This window comes from Brevundimonas aurantiaca (assembly GCF_904830995.1).
Taxonomy (GTDB): Bacteria; Pseudomonadota; Alphaproteobacteria; order Caulobacterales; family Caulobacteraceae; genus Brevundimonas; species Brevundimonas aurantiaca.
Genome location: NZ_CAJGVD010000001.1, coordinates 449,301 through 464,964, shown reverse-complemented (window position 1 = coordinate 464,964; position 15,664 = coordinate 449,301). Strand labels below are relative to the sequence as shown.

Sequence of the window (15,664 nt, the reverse complement as noted above, 5' to 3'; positions counted from 1 at the left end):
TCGACCATGTTTCATCCCACCGACCGCCTGGCGATCTTCATCGACGGGTCCAACCTGTATTCCGCCGCCCGCGCCTTGCAACACGATATGGACTTCCGGCGGATGCTGGACTGGTTTCGCGAAAAATCCATCCTGATCCGCGCCTACTATTACACGGCGGTGGTGGAGGGCGAAGAGTTCTCACCGGTAAAACCCCTGGTGGACTGGCTGGACTACAACGGCTTTTCCGTCGTCACCAAGCCGGTGAAGCGGTTCACGGACACGGCCGGCCATAGCCGGATCAAGGGCAATATGGACATGGAGATCGCGGTGGACATGCTGGAGCTGGCTCCGGCGCTGGATCATGTCGTGCTGTTTTCGGGCGACGGCGACTTCCGACGGCTGGTCCAGGCCGTCCAGGCCAAGGGCGTGCGGGTGACGGTCATCTCCACCCAGAAGACTCAGCCGCCCCACATCGCCGACGAACTGCGCCGTCAGGCGGACGCCTTCCTGGACCTGAACGATCTGATGGCCGACTTCGGCCGACCCAAGTCGGCGACGGCGCAATGAGCCTAACGCCCGAGCCGCCCCGCGACTGTCCGCTCTGCCCGCGACTGGTGGCCTATCGCCAGGAAAACGCCCGCCAGAATCCGGATTGGTGGAACGGCCCCGCCCCCTCCTTCGGCGCCCCTCAGGCGCGGCTTCTGGTCGCCGGCCTGGCGCCGGGCCGCACCGGAGCCAACCGCACCGGCCGTCCATTCACGGGCGACCACGCCGGATGGCTGCTGTACGACACGCTGAAGAAGACCGGCTTCGCGACCGGAACCTATGAGCCGAACGGCGACGATGATCTGACCTTGGTCGATTGCATGATCACCAACGCCGTCCGCTGCGCCCCGCCCGGCAACAAGCCCCTGCCGGTCGAAGAGACGACCTGTCGTCCTTTCCTGATCGACCGACTTGCGCTTCTGCCCAATCTTAAGGTCATCATCACCCTGGGCGACGTCTCTCGCCGCAACATCCTCAAGGCGTTCGGCCGCCCCGCCTCGGCCATGCCGGCGGGGCATGGGGCCGAGGGCGAGGCCGGAGGCTATGTGATCCTGAACTCCTATCACTGCTCCCGATTGAACACGAACACGGGTCGCCTGACCCCGGACATGTTCGAAGCGGTGTTCAATCGCGCCCGGTCGATCATAGAAGCGTGAACGTGCTGTCGCGGAGGTGTCGCACCAATCCGGCAGGATCCAATTGAGGCGGAACTGAGGCCCCGCCGCTGCGTTCTCGCACGGAGGGAGGCTGAACCATGCAACGCACGACCGATCGACTCTTCACCCCAGCCGAGCGCAGGCTGGCCTTGATCGCGGCCGTGGTCGTGGTCGCCTTCACGGTGCTGACGCTGTTGACCGGCGGTCTGGTCGCCCCCTCCGCCGGCGGCCAGATGAGCCGAAGCGCCTCCGACCTGCCCGGCGTGACGGACGCCCGCCCTCTCAACTAGGCGACGGCGACGGGGCTCAGCCCTTGTCCCGCATCAGCCGCGCCTTGTCGCGCTGCCAGTCCCGTTCGGCCGAGGCCTCGCGCTTGTCGTGCAGCTTCTTGCCCTTGGCCAGGGCGATCTCCAGCTTCGCCTTGCCCGCCTCGTTCAGATAGAGCCTCAGCGGGATGATGGTCTGACCGTCACGCTGCACCGCCCCCATCAGCTTGTCGATCTGCTTGCGGTGCAGCAACAATTTGCGCGGCCGGCGGGGCTCGTGATTGAAGCGGTTGGCCTGTTTGTAAGGCGGAATGTCGGCGTTGATCAGGACGATCTCTCGTCCCTCGACCGCCGCATAGCTTTCGGCGATATTGGCCCGGCCGTCGCGCAGAGCCTTGATCTCGGTGCCCAGCAGCTGAATCCCCGCCTCTATATTGTCCTCCAGGAAATAGTCGAAGCGCGCGCGGCGGTTCTCGGCGATGACCTTGGACTTGGGCTGCGGCTTGGGCGCCATCAGATCACGCCCGCCTCGACCATGGCCTTGTCGATGGCCGGCTTGACCGCGTCGGAGGTCGGCGACAGCGGCAAGCGCGCCTCTTCACGGCACAGGCCCAGCCGGGCCAGGGCGTATTTGGTCGGGGCGGGAGAATTATCGAGGAACAGCGCCTTACACAGGCCGATCAGACGGTCCTGCCAATCCCGCGCTGCGGCGTAGTCGCCGGACGCCGCCGCATTGTGCAAAGCGACCATGGCTTCGGGCGCCACATTCGACGCCACCGAAATCAGTCCGACCCCGCCATGGGCGTGATAGCCCAAATAGCTGGAGTCATCGCCGGAGATCAGGTCGAACGGCCCTTGGATCTCGGCCCGCATCCAGCTGACCCGGCTCATGTCGCCGGTGGCGTCCTTGATGCCGACGATGTTCGGATGAGCCGCCAATCGCGCCACCGTCTCATTGGCCAGGTCCGCTCCGGTTCGCGCGGGCACATTGTAAAGCAGGATGGGCAGTTGGACGGCGTCCGCTATGGCCTCGAAATGCGCCGCCATCCCGGCTTGGGACGGGCGGATGTAATAGGGCGTCACGACCAGGGCGCCGTCCGCCCCCACCGTCTTGGCGTGACGGGTCAGGTCGATGGCTTCCTTGGTGTAGGGCGAACCGGTTCCGGCGATGACGCGAACGCGGCCGGCGACCAGCCGCACGCACAGTTCGATCACATGCTTGTGCTCGTCCAGATCCATACTGGCGCCCTCGCCTGTCGTGCCGACGGGCACCAGACCGCTGACGCCTGCGGCGATCTGACGCTCGATCAGCGTGGCGAATGCGGCTTCGTCCACGTTTCCGTCATGAAGTGGTGTGATCAGGGCGGTGATCACGCCCTTGAACAAGGGGGCGGTCATGGGACTAGCTAGCCTAACTGGGGAGGGGCGATGGACGGACGTCCAGGACCTCTGTCTTGAGAGCGCGAGACGTTAGGTCGCCAGCGGCTTCGCCGCAACCGGGATGAATGAGAACAGGAAAGATCATGATTGCGACGAGTCTGGCGGCGGTTCTCGCCTTGATTGCGCCGAGCCCTCAAGACGCGGCGCCGGCGCAGGCCGTCCCCTATGGTTCCGTCACTCAAACCGGCGTCGCCTATGGCCAAACCCGCGTCCTGAATGATCAGGACACGGCGCTGTTTCGTCAAGGACTGGCCGCCGCGCGGGCGCGCGACGTGCTGGGCGCCCAGTCGGCCCTCTCACAGATCGGCGATCCCGCAGCGCGCAAACTGGTCCAGTGGGCCCTGATCGACACCTCGGGCGAACAGCTGTCCTACGCCGACCTCGCCCGCGCTCAGACGGAGCTGGCCGGCTGGCCGAGGGCCGAATCACGCCGCGAAGCGACAGAAAAGGTGCTGGCCCGGTCCGGCGTCGGCCCGGACGCCGCCCTGGCCCTGTTCGCGCAGGAACCGCCCCGCACGGTCGATGGCGCCATCGCCTACGCCGCCGCCCTTGAACAGAGGGGGCGACGCGATGAGGCGCGCGCCCTGATCCGCGAATGGTGGCGCACGCGATCCTTCGACGAGGCGCCGCAATCGCGCATTCTGGCCGCCTGGGCCGGATGGTTGACCCCGGCCGATCATGAGACCCGCCTCAATCTGCTGCTGATGGGCCCTCACGGCCCGGCCACCCGCGCGATGACGGGCCTCGTCTCACCGGAACGGGCGGCCGTCGCAAACGCCGTCATGAGCCTGCGCACCGCCTACAGCCCTGACGCCGTGGTCGCTTCCCTGACCCCGACACAGGCCGTCGATCCCGTCGTGGTCCTGGAACGGGTTCGTATCCTGCGGTCTCAGAACCGTCAGTCCGAAGCCTTCCCGCTTCTGGCCTACCTCCCGCCCGCTCCGGGCCACACGGTCGGCGACGACACCCTGTGGACCGAGCGCCGCAACTATTATCTGGACGCCCTGCAGCAGGGAAACTGGCGCGCCGCCTATGATGCGATGAACGGCCACGGCTTCACCTCGGGCGACCGAATGGTTGACGCCGAATTCTTCGCCGGCTGGGTCGCCCTGACCAAGCTGAACCAGCCCGAGGTCGCCGCCCGCCATTTCGAGGCCCTGCGCACCGGCTCCTCCACTCCGATCACCCAGGGCCGCGCCTATTACTGGTTGGGCCGGGCCGCAGAAGCGCGGGGCGAGCGCGACGCCGCCCTCGCCTATTATCGCAACGGCGCCCAGCACTGGCAGACCTTCTATGGCCAGCTCGCCGCCGAAAAGGCGGGGATGACCACCCTGACCCTGCCCGGCGATCCGGCGCCCACCGCTGCGGACATCGCCCGATTTGAAGCCGATGAACGGGTTCGCGCCACTCGGATCCTCGGCGAGACCGGAGAGACCAGCCTGCTGCGGGTCTTCGCCTATCAGCTCGACAACGACCTCCCGACGATCGAGGATCTGGCCCTGCTGATGGATCTGAGCCGCAGCTACGGCGACGGTTTCGCGGCCATGATGGTCGGCCGTGCGGCTAGCCAGAGGGGCTTTGTCCTGCCAGAGCGGATGTATCCGGTCCGCATACCGCCACAGGTCGCCGGCGCGGCGCCGCTGGAGTTCACTCAGGCCATCACGCGTCAGGAATCCAGTTTCGACCCCCGGGCCCGCTCCGGCGCCGATGCGCGCGGAATGATGCAGTTCCTGCCCTCCACCGGCTCCGGCGTGGCCCGTCGCCTGGGCATGAGCTTCTCGGCCGAACAGCTGTGGGACCCGGACTACAACATGACCCTGGGCAGCTATCACCTGGGCGAGCTGATGGCGGCCAACAACGGCTCCATGCTGCTGGCCACGGTCGGCTACAACGCCGGCCCAGCGCGGCCGAACCAGTGGATCGCCCGCTGCGGCGACCCGCGCGGCGACGCCAACGCCGCCATCGACTTCATCGAATGCGCCCCCTTCACCGAGACGCGCAACTATATGATGCGGGTGATGGAGAATATGGCGGTCTACAAGGCCCGGCTGAACGGCGGCTCGGCGCCCCTGACGCCCTCGGCCGACATTGCGCGCGGCGCGGCTGCAGGTCCCCGTCCCTACGTCGCCTACTGAGCCCGGCGGGCCGCCAACAGCGGCCCGTCCGACGTTTCGACCCAGCGCCCGTCCAAGCCGAAGACGCTTCTGAGCACGCCCGGCTCCAGCGCCTCCATCGGCGGGGCGGCGGCGACGACCTGTCCCTGATGCATGACCGCCACCTGGTCGGCGAAGACCGCCGCCAGGGTCAGGTCGTGCAGGCTGACCAGCACGGCGGCGCCGCCGTCCGCGCGGGCGCGCAGCCGCTCCAGCACCAGCCGCTGCGCGTCCGGATCGAGCCCCGCGATCGGTTCATCCGCCAGCAGCATGGGGGCGTCGGTCGTCAGAGCGCGCGCCAGCAGCACCCGCGCCCGCTCGCCGCCGGACATTTCGGCTACGCCGCGATCGACCAGATGGGCGCCGCCCACTTCAGCCAGAGCCCGCTTGGCCCGCGCCAGGGCTTCGGGACCGGCCAGGAAGGGCGCGCCCAGGGCCGCCACCTCCACCGCCGGCAGATTCCAGGCGATCCGCCGCTCCTGGGGCAGATAGGCGACGCGCCGGGCCCGTTCTCGAGGGGACAGGATTGTGACGTCGTCGCCGTTCAGGCGGGCGACGCCGCCGTCCAGCGCCAGCAGTCCGACGAACGCCTTGATCAGGCTGGACTTGCCCGCCCCGTTGGGACCGACCAGGGCGACCAACCGGCCGCGCTCGACCTGTACGTCCGCACCGTCCAGCACCTTGCGCCCGCCCAGGGTCGCCTCGGCGTCCCACATCGTCAGCGGCGCGATCACAGTCGCCACTCCCGCGCCGCCCGCCAGGCGATCAGGGCGAACAGGGGCGCCCCGATCAAGGCCGTGAACACCCCCAGTTTCAGCTCCTGATCCGTCGGCGTCAGCCGCGCGGCTAAGTCCGCGACCACCAGGATCAATCCGCCCGCCAGGGCAGAGGGCGCCAGGATTCGCCCCGCGTCCCCGCGCACCGCCGCCCGCACCAGATGGGGCGCCGCCAGACCGACGAAGCCGATCACGCCCGCGACCGCCACCGCCGCCCCCGTCGCCAGCGCCGCCGCGATCAGGGCGAAGCCTCTCAACCGCCCCATGGAGAGCCCCGACGTTGCGGCCGTTTCATCGCCAAGGGTGAGCATCCGCAGTCCCCGCGCCGACAGGGCGGCGAAAACGGCCGCGATCGCCAGGGCCGGCGCCACCCAGGCGACATCGACCCAACTCCGGTTCTGCACCGATCCCAACAGCCAGGCCATGACCTCGGCCTGGGCGATGGGGGACGGCGACAGGTTGAAGATCAGGGCCGTCGCCGCCCCCGCGAAACTCGACAGGGCCACCCCGAACAGGATCAGGGCCTCCGGCGCCCGCATCAGTCCGGCTGCCGCGACCAGCACCCCGCCGGCCACAGCCGCGCCGGCCAGGGCCGACATCTCCACCAAGCCCCCAACGCCCGCGCCGCCCAGGACGATCGCCAGGGCCGCGCCCAAGGCCGCCGTCGCCGAAACCCCCAGCACGCCAGGATCGGCCAGGGGATTGCGGAGCAGCCCCTGCATCACCGCCCCCGCCAGCCCCAGAGCCGCTCCGACGACCAGGGCGCAGACGGCGCGGGGCGCCCGCACCTGCCACAAGACGTCCCAGGGACCTGAAGACGGATCGCCGAAGGCCGCCGCATACTGGGCGCGGTCGAACCCCGTCTCCCCGAACAGGACGGCGGTCGCCACGGCCGCCGTACAGAGCAGGCCCAGAGTCACGCACAGACGAACCGTACGATTCATGGGCGCGCCTTCATCATCTCCACCCCGTCGGCGGCGAACCAGGCGGGACAGGTCAGGACGGCCGCCGGCAGCTTCGCCGCCGTCCGCCCCTTGGCGGCGCGGCGCACCACCGGATGGCGGCCCGCGCCCCGCCAGTCGGCCCGCAACTGGTCGAAAAAGCCCAGCACGAACCGGATGGGCGGCTGAAGCGCGATCTGCTCGACACTGACGGCCCCGAAGCCCGGCGCGGTCGTCAGATTGCGAAAGCCGGCCGCCCGCATCATCGCATCCATCAGCGTGCCGGGACCGGACGTATAGCCGCCCGAGGTCAGATAGAGGGCGCCGGGCGTGGGGCTTCCGGCGGGCGGCGCCGCGCGATCCAGCTTGGCCTGCATGGTCCGCTCCAGTCGAGCCCCCCGCTCGGCCTGCCCGAGACCCTGAGCTGCGGCGCGAATATTGGCGCGCACCCCGTCGAAGTCCGTCGCGTCCGCGATCGTGACCACCTTGGTCCCGCGCTGCTCCAGTGCCGCCAGCAGCCGGGGTTCGCCGCCCCAGTAGCGTACGACCACATCCGGTTTGAACCCGACCGCCGCCTCCAGGGTCGGGCGCAGCCGCCTGTGTCCGGCCGCCTCGCGCCTCAGCCAGGCGTCAGGATCGTCGGCGCGCGGCGACAGGGCCAGTTCGGCGTCGGGCGCCAGGGCCAGGACATATTGATCGGCGCACTGATCCAGGGCCATGACCCGCAAGGGCCGAGCCTGGGCGGGGAGCGGCGTCAGCCCCACAAGGACCAGACAGAGAAGGAGCGACCGGGCGCGTGGGGTCACGGTTTAAGCAGGCCGTCGAACACGGCGTCCAGGGTCGTCTTGACCAACCGGTCCCGCTCCACCCACGGAAAATAGGGTTTGGTGATCATCAGCGACACGACGCCGTGCGCAGCCGCCCAAATCGACTGGGCGATCGCCCTGGCGTCGCCCTCCATCCGCCCTGCGGCCACGGTCTCCTCAACCAAGGCTACAAAGGCGGAAAAGACGACGGCGCCCAGCTCCTGAGACAAGGTCTGAGCGCCCTCTCGGGCCTCCGCGGGACGGGTCAGATAGATCAGCCGATAGGCGTTGGGCTGATCGAACCCGAACTGGGCGTAGGCCTCGATCATGGCCCTCAGTCGCACCTCCGGCGGCGCGGAGCCCGACGACAGGGAGGCCGCAGCCGCCGTCAGGACGCTGAAGGCGTTGCGGCAGATTTCCTGCAGGATCGCGCCCTTATCGGGGAAATGCATGTAGAGCGCGGTCGAGGACAGGCCGACCTCATCCGCGATCTTGCGAATGGTCGCTCCTTCATAGCCGTGCTCGACGAAAATCCGCTCGGCGGCGGCCAGGATTTCGCCGCGCCGTGAATGGCCTTCCCCCTTGGGCTTGCGGTGGGAACGAGACGGTTGCGACGCGAGGGGCAAAGGCGACTCCAGGTCAGGAGCGATCTGAATAGCGACAATCGATCATCGGCGCCAATCGGCGCAAAAAATCCAGTTGCAGCGCAAATATATTTCAAGTTGTATTTGGCTCGGGCGGGGGCTTGGAACCATGACGATCAAGACGAATGCGCTCAGCGGCGCAGGGCGTCGAACGCCGACGGCCTGGCAGGCGGCGGTTGTCGGCGGGCTGGCGACATGTGTGGCGCTCGCCCTCGTCCTCTGGCCGCGGGCGACGCTGGAGGCCCTGATCTTGGGGCTTCAGGCTTGTTTCGTCGCCACGGCCGTTTGGCGGGCCGTCCTGGCGGCGGCCAGTCTTTCTCCGCCGCCCCCGCCGCCCAAGCCGGGCCGCTGGCCGCGCTATACCGTCCTGGCGGCCTTGTATGACGAGGCGGCGGTGGTGGAGCAGTTGGTGCAGAACCTGTCTCGGCTGGACTACCCCCGCCGACAGTTGCAGGGGTTCCTCATCCTGGAAGCGCACGATCAGTCAACCATTGCGGCGGCGACGGCCGCAGCCAGGCCTGACTGGCTGCAGATCCTGATTGTGCCGCCTGGCGCGCCCCAGACCAAGCCGCGCGCCCTCAACCACGCCCTTCCCTTCATCAAGGGCGAACTGGTCACCGTCTATGACGCCGAAGATGCGCCGGACCCGGGGCAACTGCGTGAAGCGGCGGCGCACTTCGCCCAGAACCCTGACCTGGCCTGTCTTCAGGCGCCGCTGCGCGTTCGTAGAGGCGCCGGCCTGAAGGGGTTTCTCGATCGACAGTTCGCCCTGGAGTACGCCGCCCTTTTCGAGGTCAATCTTCAGGGCATGGCGAAGCTGAACCTGCCCTTCCCCCTCGGCGGCACCAGCAATCATCTTCGGACGGCCATCCTCCGGGATCTGGGCGGTTGGGACGCCTATAATGTGACGGAAGACGCCGACCTGGGCTTTCGGCTCTGGTCGGCGGGGTGGCGTCTGGGGGTCATCCACCGACCGACCTGGGAAACGCCGCCCGGCCCTTTCGAGCGCTGGCTGCCCCAGAGAACGCGATGGTTGAAGGGCTATATGCAGACCTGGGGCGTCCACACGCGCTCGCCCGCCGCCCTGGGCGAGCGCGGACTGCTGTCGCTTGTCATGACCTTGGGAGCCGCCGTCATATCCGCCGCCTGCCACGCTCCCGCCTTGGCCTGGATCGGCTCGGCCCTTCTCCTGGGTCTTCACACGGGCGCGGCGCCGTCCTTGCCGGTCGGATCGCTCGCCGTCCTGGCTCTGGGCGTCGTCGCCGCATGGATGAGTTGCGCCGTCGGGGCGCGGCGCGCCGGTCTGGACTATCGTCTCAGCGACATGCTGCTGGCGCCGGCCTACTGGTCCCTGCTCAGCGTCGCGTTTGTACAGGCTCTGTGGCGACTGATCGTATCGCCCTATGTCTGGGACAAGACGATTCATGAGCCGGACCATGACGCCGAATGCGACGCCTCGACCCATGTCGATGCTGGACGGAAGGCCGCCTGACCGCCTATCAGCCGCAGGATGGCGCCCCTGCTCTCCCCAACCCCCGAAACCCTGGTGACCCGCGGCTGGTCCGACTACGCCCTGTTGGACTCCGGCGACGGTCGGAAGCTGGAACGCTACGGTCCCTACACGGTGGTCCGGCCCGAGCCCCAGTGCTTCTGGTCCCCGCGCGACCCGGCCGCCTTCGACCAGGCCACGGCCGCCTTCGATCCGCAGCAGGAGGAGGACGACTCCGGTCGCTGGCGCTTCGACCGGCACGGCCCCGTCGACGCTTTTCCCCTGAAATGGCGCGAGGTGAAGTTCACCGGCCGTTTCACGCCTTTCCGCCACCTGGCCTTCTTCCCGGAACAGGCCGCCAACTGGGACTGGCTGGACGGCCGCGTGCGCGCCTTCACGCGCGACGCCGGCCGAGCGCCGAAGATCCTGAACCTGTTCGGCTACACCGGCGTCGCCAGCCTGGCCTGCGCCGCCGCCGGAGCCGAGGTCACCCACGTCGACGCTTCCAAGAAATCGGTCAGCTACGCCCGCGAGAACGCCGAACAGTCCGGCCTGTCCGACCGCCCGATCCGCTGGATCGTCGAGGACGCCCGAAAATACGTGGTCCGCGAGGTCCGGCGCGGCTCCAAATACGACGGGATCATCCTGGACCCGCCCAAGTACGGACGCGGCCCGACCGGCGAGGTCTGGCGCCTGTTCGAGGACATGCCGGCCCTGCTGAAGGACTGCGCCGTCCTGTTGTCGGACGAGGCCGACTTCCTGTTGCTGAACGCCTACGCCGCCCGCATCTCCGGCCTGTCCCTGGCCCATCTGATGGCCGAAGCCCTGCCGGATCGGGGCGGCCGCATCGACTGGGGCGAACTGGCCCTGTCCGAAGACGGTGCGAACGCCCGCGCCATCGGCCTGTCCTTCTTCGCCCGGTGGAGCCGATGAGCGCGCACGACACCCACCGCGTCATCACCTCCCTGACCAATGATACGGTCAAGGCCGTCCGCGCCCTGCATATGCGCAAGGAGCGGGACAACACCGGAACCTTCCTGGCCGAGGGGCTGAAATTCATCGGCGAGGCCCTGGATCTGGGCCGGGCGCCGCGCATGCTGCTGGTCGGCGAGGACGCCCGCCCGCACCCCCTGCTGGACCGGGCCAGGGCCGAGACGCGCAAGGCCGGCGGCGAGATCGTCGTCGTCACCCACGCCATCCTCGAAAAGATCAGCCGCCGCGACAATCCCCAGACGGTCCTGGGCGTGTTCGATCAGGTCTATACCCCTCTGGACAGGCTGGACCCCGCCTCGGCCCCCTGCTGGGTGGCCCTGGAGCAGGTGCGTGATCCCGGCAATCTGGGCACCATCATCCGCACCGCCGACGCGGCCGGCTGCGGCGGCGTCATCCTGATCGGCGACTGCGTCGATCCCTATTCGGTCGAGGCGGTGCGCGCGACCATGGGTTCGGTCTTCGCCGTCTCCATCACCAAAGCCGACCCCGAGTCCTTCCTGGCCTGGCGCCAGACCTGGCCCGGCAGCGTCGTCGGCACCCGGCTGGACGCCAAGGTCAGCCACCGCTCGGCGGTGATGCAGAAGCCGTCGCTGATCCTGATGGGCAACGAACAGGCCGGGTTGACCGACCAGCTGGCCGCCGCCTGCGACGTCAACGTCAAGATCCCGATGCGCGGCCGGGCCGACAGCCTGAACCTGGCCATCGCGACCGGGATCATGGTCTATGCGGCGACGGACGAAGCCTAGAGTTCGGTATCAGAGTTCCGTCTCCGGGCTGACCCGCCCCATGCCCCACAGGGCCAGTATGGTCACCGCCGCCGACAGGGCCAGATAGCCGCCGACCGCCGCCAGGCCGTAGGTCTTGGCCAGCCAGGTCGCCAGATAGGGCGCCAGCGACGCCCCCACGATCCCTGCCAGATTGAAGGCCATGGACGCCCCCGTATAGCGGACGGCCGTCGGAAAGGGCCGCGCCATGGCCGCGCCGATAGGGCCATAGGTGCACCCCATCAGGGCAAAGCCCAGGGCGAAGAAGATCAGCAGCCCCGTCAGCCCCGCTCCGAACAGGGGCGCGAACAGGCCGCCGAACAGGGCGATCCCGACCGATGAAGCGATCAGCACCTTCACCTGGCCGAACTTGTCGGCCAGCAGGGCCGTCACAGGGATAAAGGCGGCGAAGAACAGCACCCCGATCAGCTGGACCGGCAGGACGTCGCCTCGCGCCAGCCCCATCCCCGTCGTCGCCCAACCCAGGGCGAAGACCGTCATCAGATAAAAGAGGGAGAAGGTCGTCACCCCGCTGAACGTCCCCAGGAACAGGGCGGTCTTGTGCTGGGCGAACAGGGTCACGGCCGGCGCCTTGACCCGCTCCTTCCGGTCCATCGCCGTCTGGAATTCCGGGGTCTCGGTGATCTTCAACCGCACCCACAGACCGACGAAGACCAGGACGGCGCTGGCCAGAAAGGGCAGGCGCCAGCCCCAGGCCTCGAACTGGGCCTCGCCCATCGTCGAGGTCAGGACGATGAAGGCGCCCGTCGACAGGATGAAGCCGATCGGCGCCCCCAGTTGCGGGAACATGCCGAACCAGGCCTTCTTGCCCGGCGGCGCGTTTTCGGTGGCCAGCAGCACGGCCCCGCCCCATTCGCCGCCCAGGCCGAGCCCCTGTCCGAACCGGCACAGGGCCAGCAGCAGGGGAGCGACAATACCGACCGTCGCATGGGTCGGCAGCAGGCCGATGGCCACGGTCGAAAGGCCCATGGTCATAAGGGCCGCCACCAGGGTCGCCTTGCGTCCCACCCGGTCGCCGAAATGCCCGAAGGCCAGGGCGCCGACCGGCCTTGCGAAAAAGGCGATGGAGAAGGTCGCGAAGGACGACAGCATGGCCGTCGTCGGGTCCCCGCCCGGGAAGAACAGCCGCGGAAACACCAGCACCGCCGCCGTGGCGTAGATGTAGAAGTCGTAGAATTCGATCGTGGTGCCGATCAGGCTGGCGAAAAGCACCCGCCCTTTTCCGGCGGTCGGCGAGATGGTCCTGGCGTTCGGCACGATTTTGTCCCCGTTGGCGCACGGCGGGCGCGCCTGACCATATCGCGTCATCTTCTCCCGCTGAAAAGCCTCAACCCGCGGGCGACGGCCGTCCCATGGTCCAGTTGGCCTGCATCCGCACGACCGGGTTGGGCGCGCACCAGATTTCTCCGGTCTCGGTAATGGCCGTCACCCAGATCAGATTGTGCTCCTGACCATAGTCGATGACGGCGAAGGCGAACCCCTTGCCGCGATCCTGCACGGTGACAGGCAGCGGGGGGTCGAGTTGGGTGAAGGCCATGGGGCGTCCTCTGCGAGATTGGCTCAACGCAGCGCTTGCCGCCCGGTTGCAGCCGCTTGGGACCGGTTCGACGCTTCACGTCCCGCGGGGCTTGGCCCGGTTGGTCGCCTGGGCTTCGGCCGGGTTCTCGGGCCAGGGATGGCGCGGATAGCGGCCGCGCATCTCCGAGCGCACCGCCGCCCACGAGCCCGCCCAGAATCCCGGCAGGTCCCGGGTCACCTGCACCGGCCGCCGCGCCGGCGACAGCAGGGCCAGGGTCAGGGGAACGCGGCCGCCGCCGACCGTCGGATGGGTCGTCACGCCGAACAGCTCCTGAACGCGGATCTCCACGCGCGGTCCGCCCTCGGCGCCATAGTCGATGCCCGCCGACCCCAGCGGCGTCGTCAGTCGCGGCGGCGCCAGTTCGTCCAGCCTGCGTTGCAGATCCCAGGGGATCAGCCCCCGCAAGGCGTCCGCCAGCCTGCCGTCGCCGATCGCCGCCAGCGACTTGGCGCCCTCCAGCACCGGCCACAGCCAGGCCTCGCGCGCCGCCATGAGCCCTTCGTCGGACACATCAGGCCAGGCCGGGTCCAGTCCGTGCAGAAAAGCCAGCCGCGCCCGCAGAGCCGAGGCCTGCTCGCCCCAGGGCAGGGCGCCGATCCCCTCGGCCTCGACCTCGGCCTTCAGCACGGCCGACAACTGGCTCGCGTCAGGCGTCCCGATCACCTTCTCATCCAGAACGATCGCGCCGATCCGTCGGATGCGCTTGATCACCGCCCGGCCCGAGGGCTCGCGCGCCAGCCGTTCCTCGGTTTCGATCAGCCGCGCCAGATCGGTTTCAAGCGTCGCCGCGTCCAGCGCCGCCGCCAGCCGCACCCGGTCCCGCGCCTCGCCGCCCCCCAGCTCGGCCACCGCCAGCCAGGTCTCGCGCGCCAGGGGATCGGTCGCCTCGACCATGGCCCCGCGCCCGCTGGCCAGCAGCATCTCGCCGGCCTTGCCCCGCATCCGCGCGATCCGTTCGGGGAAGGCCTCGGCCAGCAGCAGTCCCTCATCGACCGACCCGCCCGCGCCGCCGCCCGCCGCCCGAGCCCAGCGCTCAGCCAGTTTCAACGCATCCCGCGCCCGCGGCGACCGGTCCCGCTCCAGGCCGACCAGCCGCTCGTGCAGATCCACGTTCGATCCGCCCAATCCCGGCTCGCTCAGCACCGCCGCGATCCGCGCGCCCGTCATGGCGTCGTGCCCGTCCGAGGCCACGGCGACCATATGGGCCAGGCGCGGCGACAGGGGGATGCGTGTCAGCCGCCGCCCGTGATCGGTCAACCCGCCCTCCGCATCCAGCGCCCCCAGCCGCGTCAGCACCTTGCGCGCCTCGCCCAGGGCTCCGGCCGGCGGCGGGTCCAGCAGGGCCAACCCCTCGACCGACCGCGCGCCCCATCGCGCCAGATCCAACGCCAGGCCGGTCAGGTCCGCTTCCTGGATTTCCGGCCGCTGATGCGGGACCAGGCCGCGCGTCTGTTCCTCGTCCCACAGCCGATAGCAGACGCCCGGTTCGGTCCGTCCTGCCCGCCCCCGTCTCTGCTCCGCCGACGACCGACTGACCCGAACCGTGGCCAGCCGGGTCAGGCCGCTGGACGGCTCGAACCGAGGCACGCGCGACAGGCCGCCGTCCACCACCACCCGCACCCCGTCGATCGTCAGGCTCGTCTCCGCAACCGAGGTCGCCAGCACCAGCTTGCGCCGCCCCGGCGCCGCCGGTTCGATGGCGCGGTCCTGCTCCGCCCGATCCAGTCCGCCATACAGGGGAACCACGTCGACGTTCGGCAGCCTCAGCCGTTCGTTGATCTGCCGCACGACCCGATGAATCTCGCCCTGCCCCGGCAGGAAGGCCAGAACCGACCCCGTCTCCTCGCCCAGGGCCGTCAGACAGGCCCGCGTCATCGCCTCCTCGAACCGCTCGGTCGGATTGCGGCCCAGATAGCGGGTGTCGACCGGATAGGCCCGCCCCTCCGCCTCGATCACCGGCGCGCCGTCCAGCAACCGCGACACCCCCGCCACGTCCAGGGTGGCCGACATCACCAGCAGCCGCAGATCCTCCCGCAGCGCCCCTTGCGTTTCCCGCGCCAGGGCCAGACCCAGGTCGGCGTCCAGGCTGCGCTCGTGAAATTCGTCGAACAGGACCGCTCCCACCCCCTCCAGCCCGGGGTCGTCCAGGATCATCCGTGTGAAGACCCCCTCGGTGATCACCTCGATCCGCGTCTTCGGCCCGATCCGGCTCTGCAGCCGGGTGCGGTAGCCGACCGTCCCGCCCGCCTCCTGGCCCAGGGTGGCGGCCATCCGGTCGGCGGCGGCCCGTGCGGCGATACGGCGCGGCTCCAGCACCAGCACCCGTCCGTCGCCCAGCCAGGCCTGGTCCAGCAGGGCCAAGGGGACGACAGTGGTCTTCCCCGCCCCCGGCGGGGCGGCCAAAACCGCCGTATTTCCGTTTGCAAGGGCGGATTTCAGCGGGTCGAGAACGGCGTGGATCGGCAACATGATCCGCCTCTAGCCCGATGCGCCCCCGATGCGCCACGATCACGAAAGCGTCGTGAGCGCTTCACCCCGCAGTCATGCGCGTTGCGCGGCCCGCATTCCGCCGCTAGCGTCCCCGCCGACGCGGCCAGAGGGCCGCCGT

Annotated in this window: 16 protein-coding genes; 7 read left to right on the top strand and 9 right to left on the bottom strand. The window is 69.2% G+C overall.

Annotated elements, in window-relative coordinates:
• Window positions 1-6: 6 nt before the first annotated feature.
• The 3 genes from JMT67_RS02395 to JMT67_RS02385 all read left to right on the top strand — a co-directional run bounded on the left by JMT67_RS02395 (window position 7) and on the right by JMT67_RS02385 (window position 1,474).
• A complete protein-coding gene (locus tag JMT67_RS02395; protein ID WP_152950228.1) occupies window positions 7-549 on the top strand; it encodes a LabA-like NYN domain-containing protein in 543 nt (180 codons plus the stop codon).
• Window positions 546-1,184 (top strand): uracil-DNA glycosylase, encoded by a 639-nt coding sequence (locus tag JMT67_RS02390; protein ID WP_201462594.1) that lies wholly within the window; start codon window positions 546-548, stop codon window positions 1,182-1,184. The genes JMT67_RS02395 and JMT67_RS02390 overlap by 4 nt, the downstream gene beginning before the upstream one ends.
• Before the next feature lie 98 nt (window positions 1,185-1,282).
• Window positions 1,283-1,474: a hypothetical protein gene (locus JMT67_RS02385; RefSeq protein WP_201462593.1), complete on the top strand. Its 192-nt coding sequence runs from the start codon at window positions 1,283-1,285 to the stop codon at window positions 1,472-1,474.
• A 16-nt stretch (window positions 1,475-1,490) separates the two neighbouring features.
• Here the strand turns inward: JMT67_RS02385 and smpB are convergent, their stop codons facing one another.
• Together smpB and dapA are read right to left on the bottom strand one after the other, a co-directional pair.
• On the bottom strand, window positions 1,491-1,964 hold the full coding sequence (gene smpB, locus JMT67_RS02380) for an SsrA-binding protein SmpB (protein WP_054765718.1): 474 nt from the start codon (window positions 1,962-1,964) through the stop codon (window positions 1,491-1,493).
• Window positions 1,964-2,848: a 4-hydroxy-tetrahydrodipicolinate synthase gene (gene dapA / locus JMT67_RS02375; RefSeq protein WP_191558145.1), complete on the bottom strand. Its 885-nt coding sequence runs from the start codon at window positions 2,846-2,848 to the stop codon at window positions 1,964-1,966. The genes smpB and dapA overlap by 1 nt, the downstream gene beginning before the upstream one ends.
• A gap of 125 nt (window positions 2,849-2,973) precedes the next feature.
• Here dapA and JMT67_RS02370 point away from each other — a divergent pair, with 125 nt between their 5' ends.
• On the top strand, window positions 2,974-5,025 hold the full coding sequence (locus JMT67_RS02370; RefSeq protein WP_201462592.1) for a lytic transglycosylase domain-containing protein: 2,052 nt from the start codon (window positions 2,974-2,976) through the stop codon (window positions 5,023-5,025).
• Here JMT67_RS02370 and JMT67_RS02365 read toward each other — a convergent pair.
• From JMT67_RS02365 to JMT67_RS02350, 4 genes are read right to left on the bottom strand one after another with little or no spacing between them, the layout of a single operon-like run.
• Window positions 5,019-5,774 (bottom strand): ABC transporter ATP-binding protein, encoded by a 756-nt coding sequence (locus JMT67_RS02365; protein WP_233455914.1) that lies wholly within the window; start codon window positions 5,772-5,774, stop codon window positions 5,019-5,021. The genes JMT67_RS02370 and JMT67_RS02365 overlap by 7 nt on opposite strands.
• Window positions 5,774-6,763 carry a FecCD family ABC transporter permease gene (locus JMT67_RS02360; RefSeq protein WP_201462591.1) on the bottom strand — a complete coding sequence of 330 codons (990 nt, stop codon included), beginning with the start codon at window positions 6,761-6,763 and terminating at the stop codon, window positions 5,774-5,776. The genes JMT67_RS02365 and JMT67_RS02360 overlap by 1 nt, the downstream gene beginning before the upstream one ends.
• On the bottom strand, window positions 6,760-7,566 hold the full coding sequence (locus JMT67_RS02355) for an ABC transporter substrate-binding protein (RefSeq protein ID WP_395942045.1): 807 nt from the start codon (window positions 7,564-7,566) through the stop codon (window positions 6,760-6,762). Before JMT67_RS02355 ends, JMT67_RS02360 begins: the two co-directional genes overlap by 4 nt.
• A complete protein-coding gene (locus JMT67_RS02350; RefSeq protein WP_201462590.1) occupies window positions 7,563-8,192 on the bottom strand; it encodes a TetR/AcrR family transcriptional regulator in 630 nt (209 codons plus the stop codon). The genes JMT67_RS02355 and JMT67_RS02350 overlap by 4 nt, the downstream gene beginning before the upstream one ends.
• A gap of 127 nt (window positions 8,193-8,319) precedes the next feature.
• Here JMT67_RS02350 and JMT67_RS02345 point away from each other — a divergent pair, with 127 nt between their 5' ends.
• The 3 genes from JMT67_RS02345 to JMT67_RS02335 are packed head-to-tail and all read left to right on the top strand — an operon-like array spanning window position 8,320 to window position 11,438.
• Entirely contained in the window at window positions 8,320-9,702 is a 1,383-nt protein-coding gene (locus tag JMT67_RS02345; protein WP_201462589.1) for a glycosyltransferase, read from the top strand.
• Between the two features lie 18 nt (window positions 9,703-9,720).
• Window positions 9,721-10,632, top strand: coding sequence for a class I SAM-dependent methyltransferase (locus JMT67_RS02340; protein WP_201462588.1), 912 nt, complete (start codon window positions 9,721-9,723; stop codon window positions 10,630-10,632).
• Window positions 10,629-11,438, top strand: a complete 810-nt coding sequence (locus JMT67_RS02335; RefSeq protein ID WP_201462587.1) for a TrmH family RNA methyltransferase — start codon at window positions 10,629-10,631, stop codon at window positions 11,436-11,438. The genes JMT67_RS02340 and JMT67_RS02335 overlap by 4 nt, the downstream gene beginning before the upstream one ends.
• A 9-nt stretch (window positions 11,439-11,447) precedes the next feature.
• Here JMT67_RS02335 and JMT67_RS02330 read toward each other — a convergent pair whose 3' ends face one another.
• The 3 genes from JMT67_RS02330 to hrpB all read right to left on the bottom strand — a co-directional run bounded on the left by JMT67_RS02330 (window position 11,448) and on the right by hrpB (window position 15,525).
• Window positions 11,448-12,785 carry an MFS transporter gene (locus tag JMT67_RS02330; RefSeq protein WP_407645712.1) on the bottom strand — a complete coding sequence of 446 codons (1,338 nt, stop codon included), beginning with the start codon at window positions 12,783-12,785 and terminating at the stop codon, window positions 11,448-11,450.
• A 19-nt stretch (window positions 12,786-12,804) separates the two neighbouring features.
• The gene (locus JMT67_RS02325) at window positions 12,805-13,014 is read right to left on the bottom strand and encodes a hypothetical protein (protein WP_182713618.1); all 210 of its coding nucleotides are present in this window, start codon (window positions 13,012-13,014) and stop codon (window positions 12,805-12,807) included.
• Between the two features lie 75 nt (window positions 13,015-13,089).
• Window positions 13,090-15,525, bottom strand: coding sequence for an ATP-dependent helicase HrpB (gene hrpB / locus JMT67_RS02320; RefSeq protein WP_201462585.1), 2,436 nt, complete (start codon window positions 15,523-15,525; stop codon window positions 13,090-13,092).
• Window positions 15,526-15,664 lie beyond the last annotated feature (139 nt).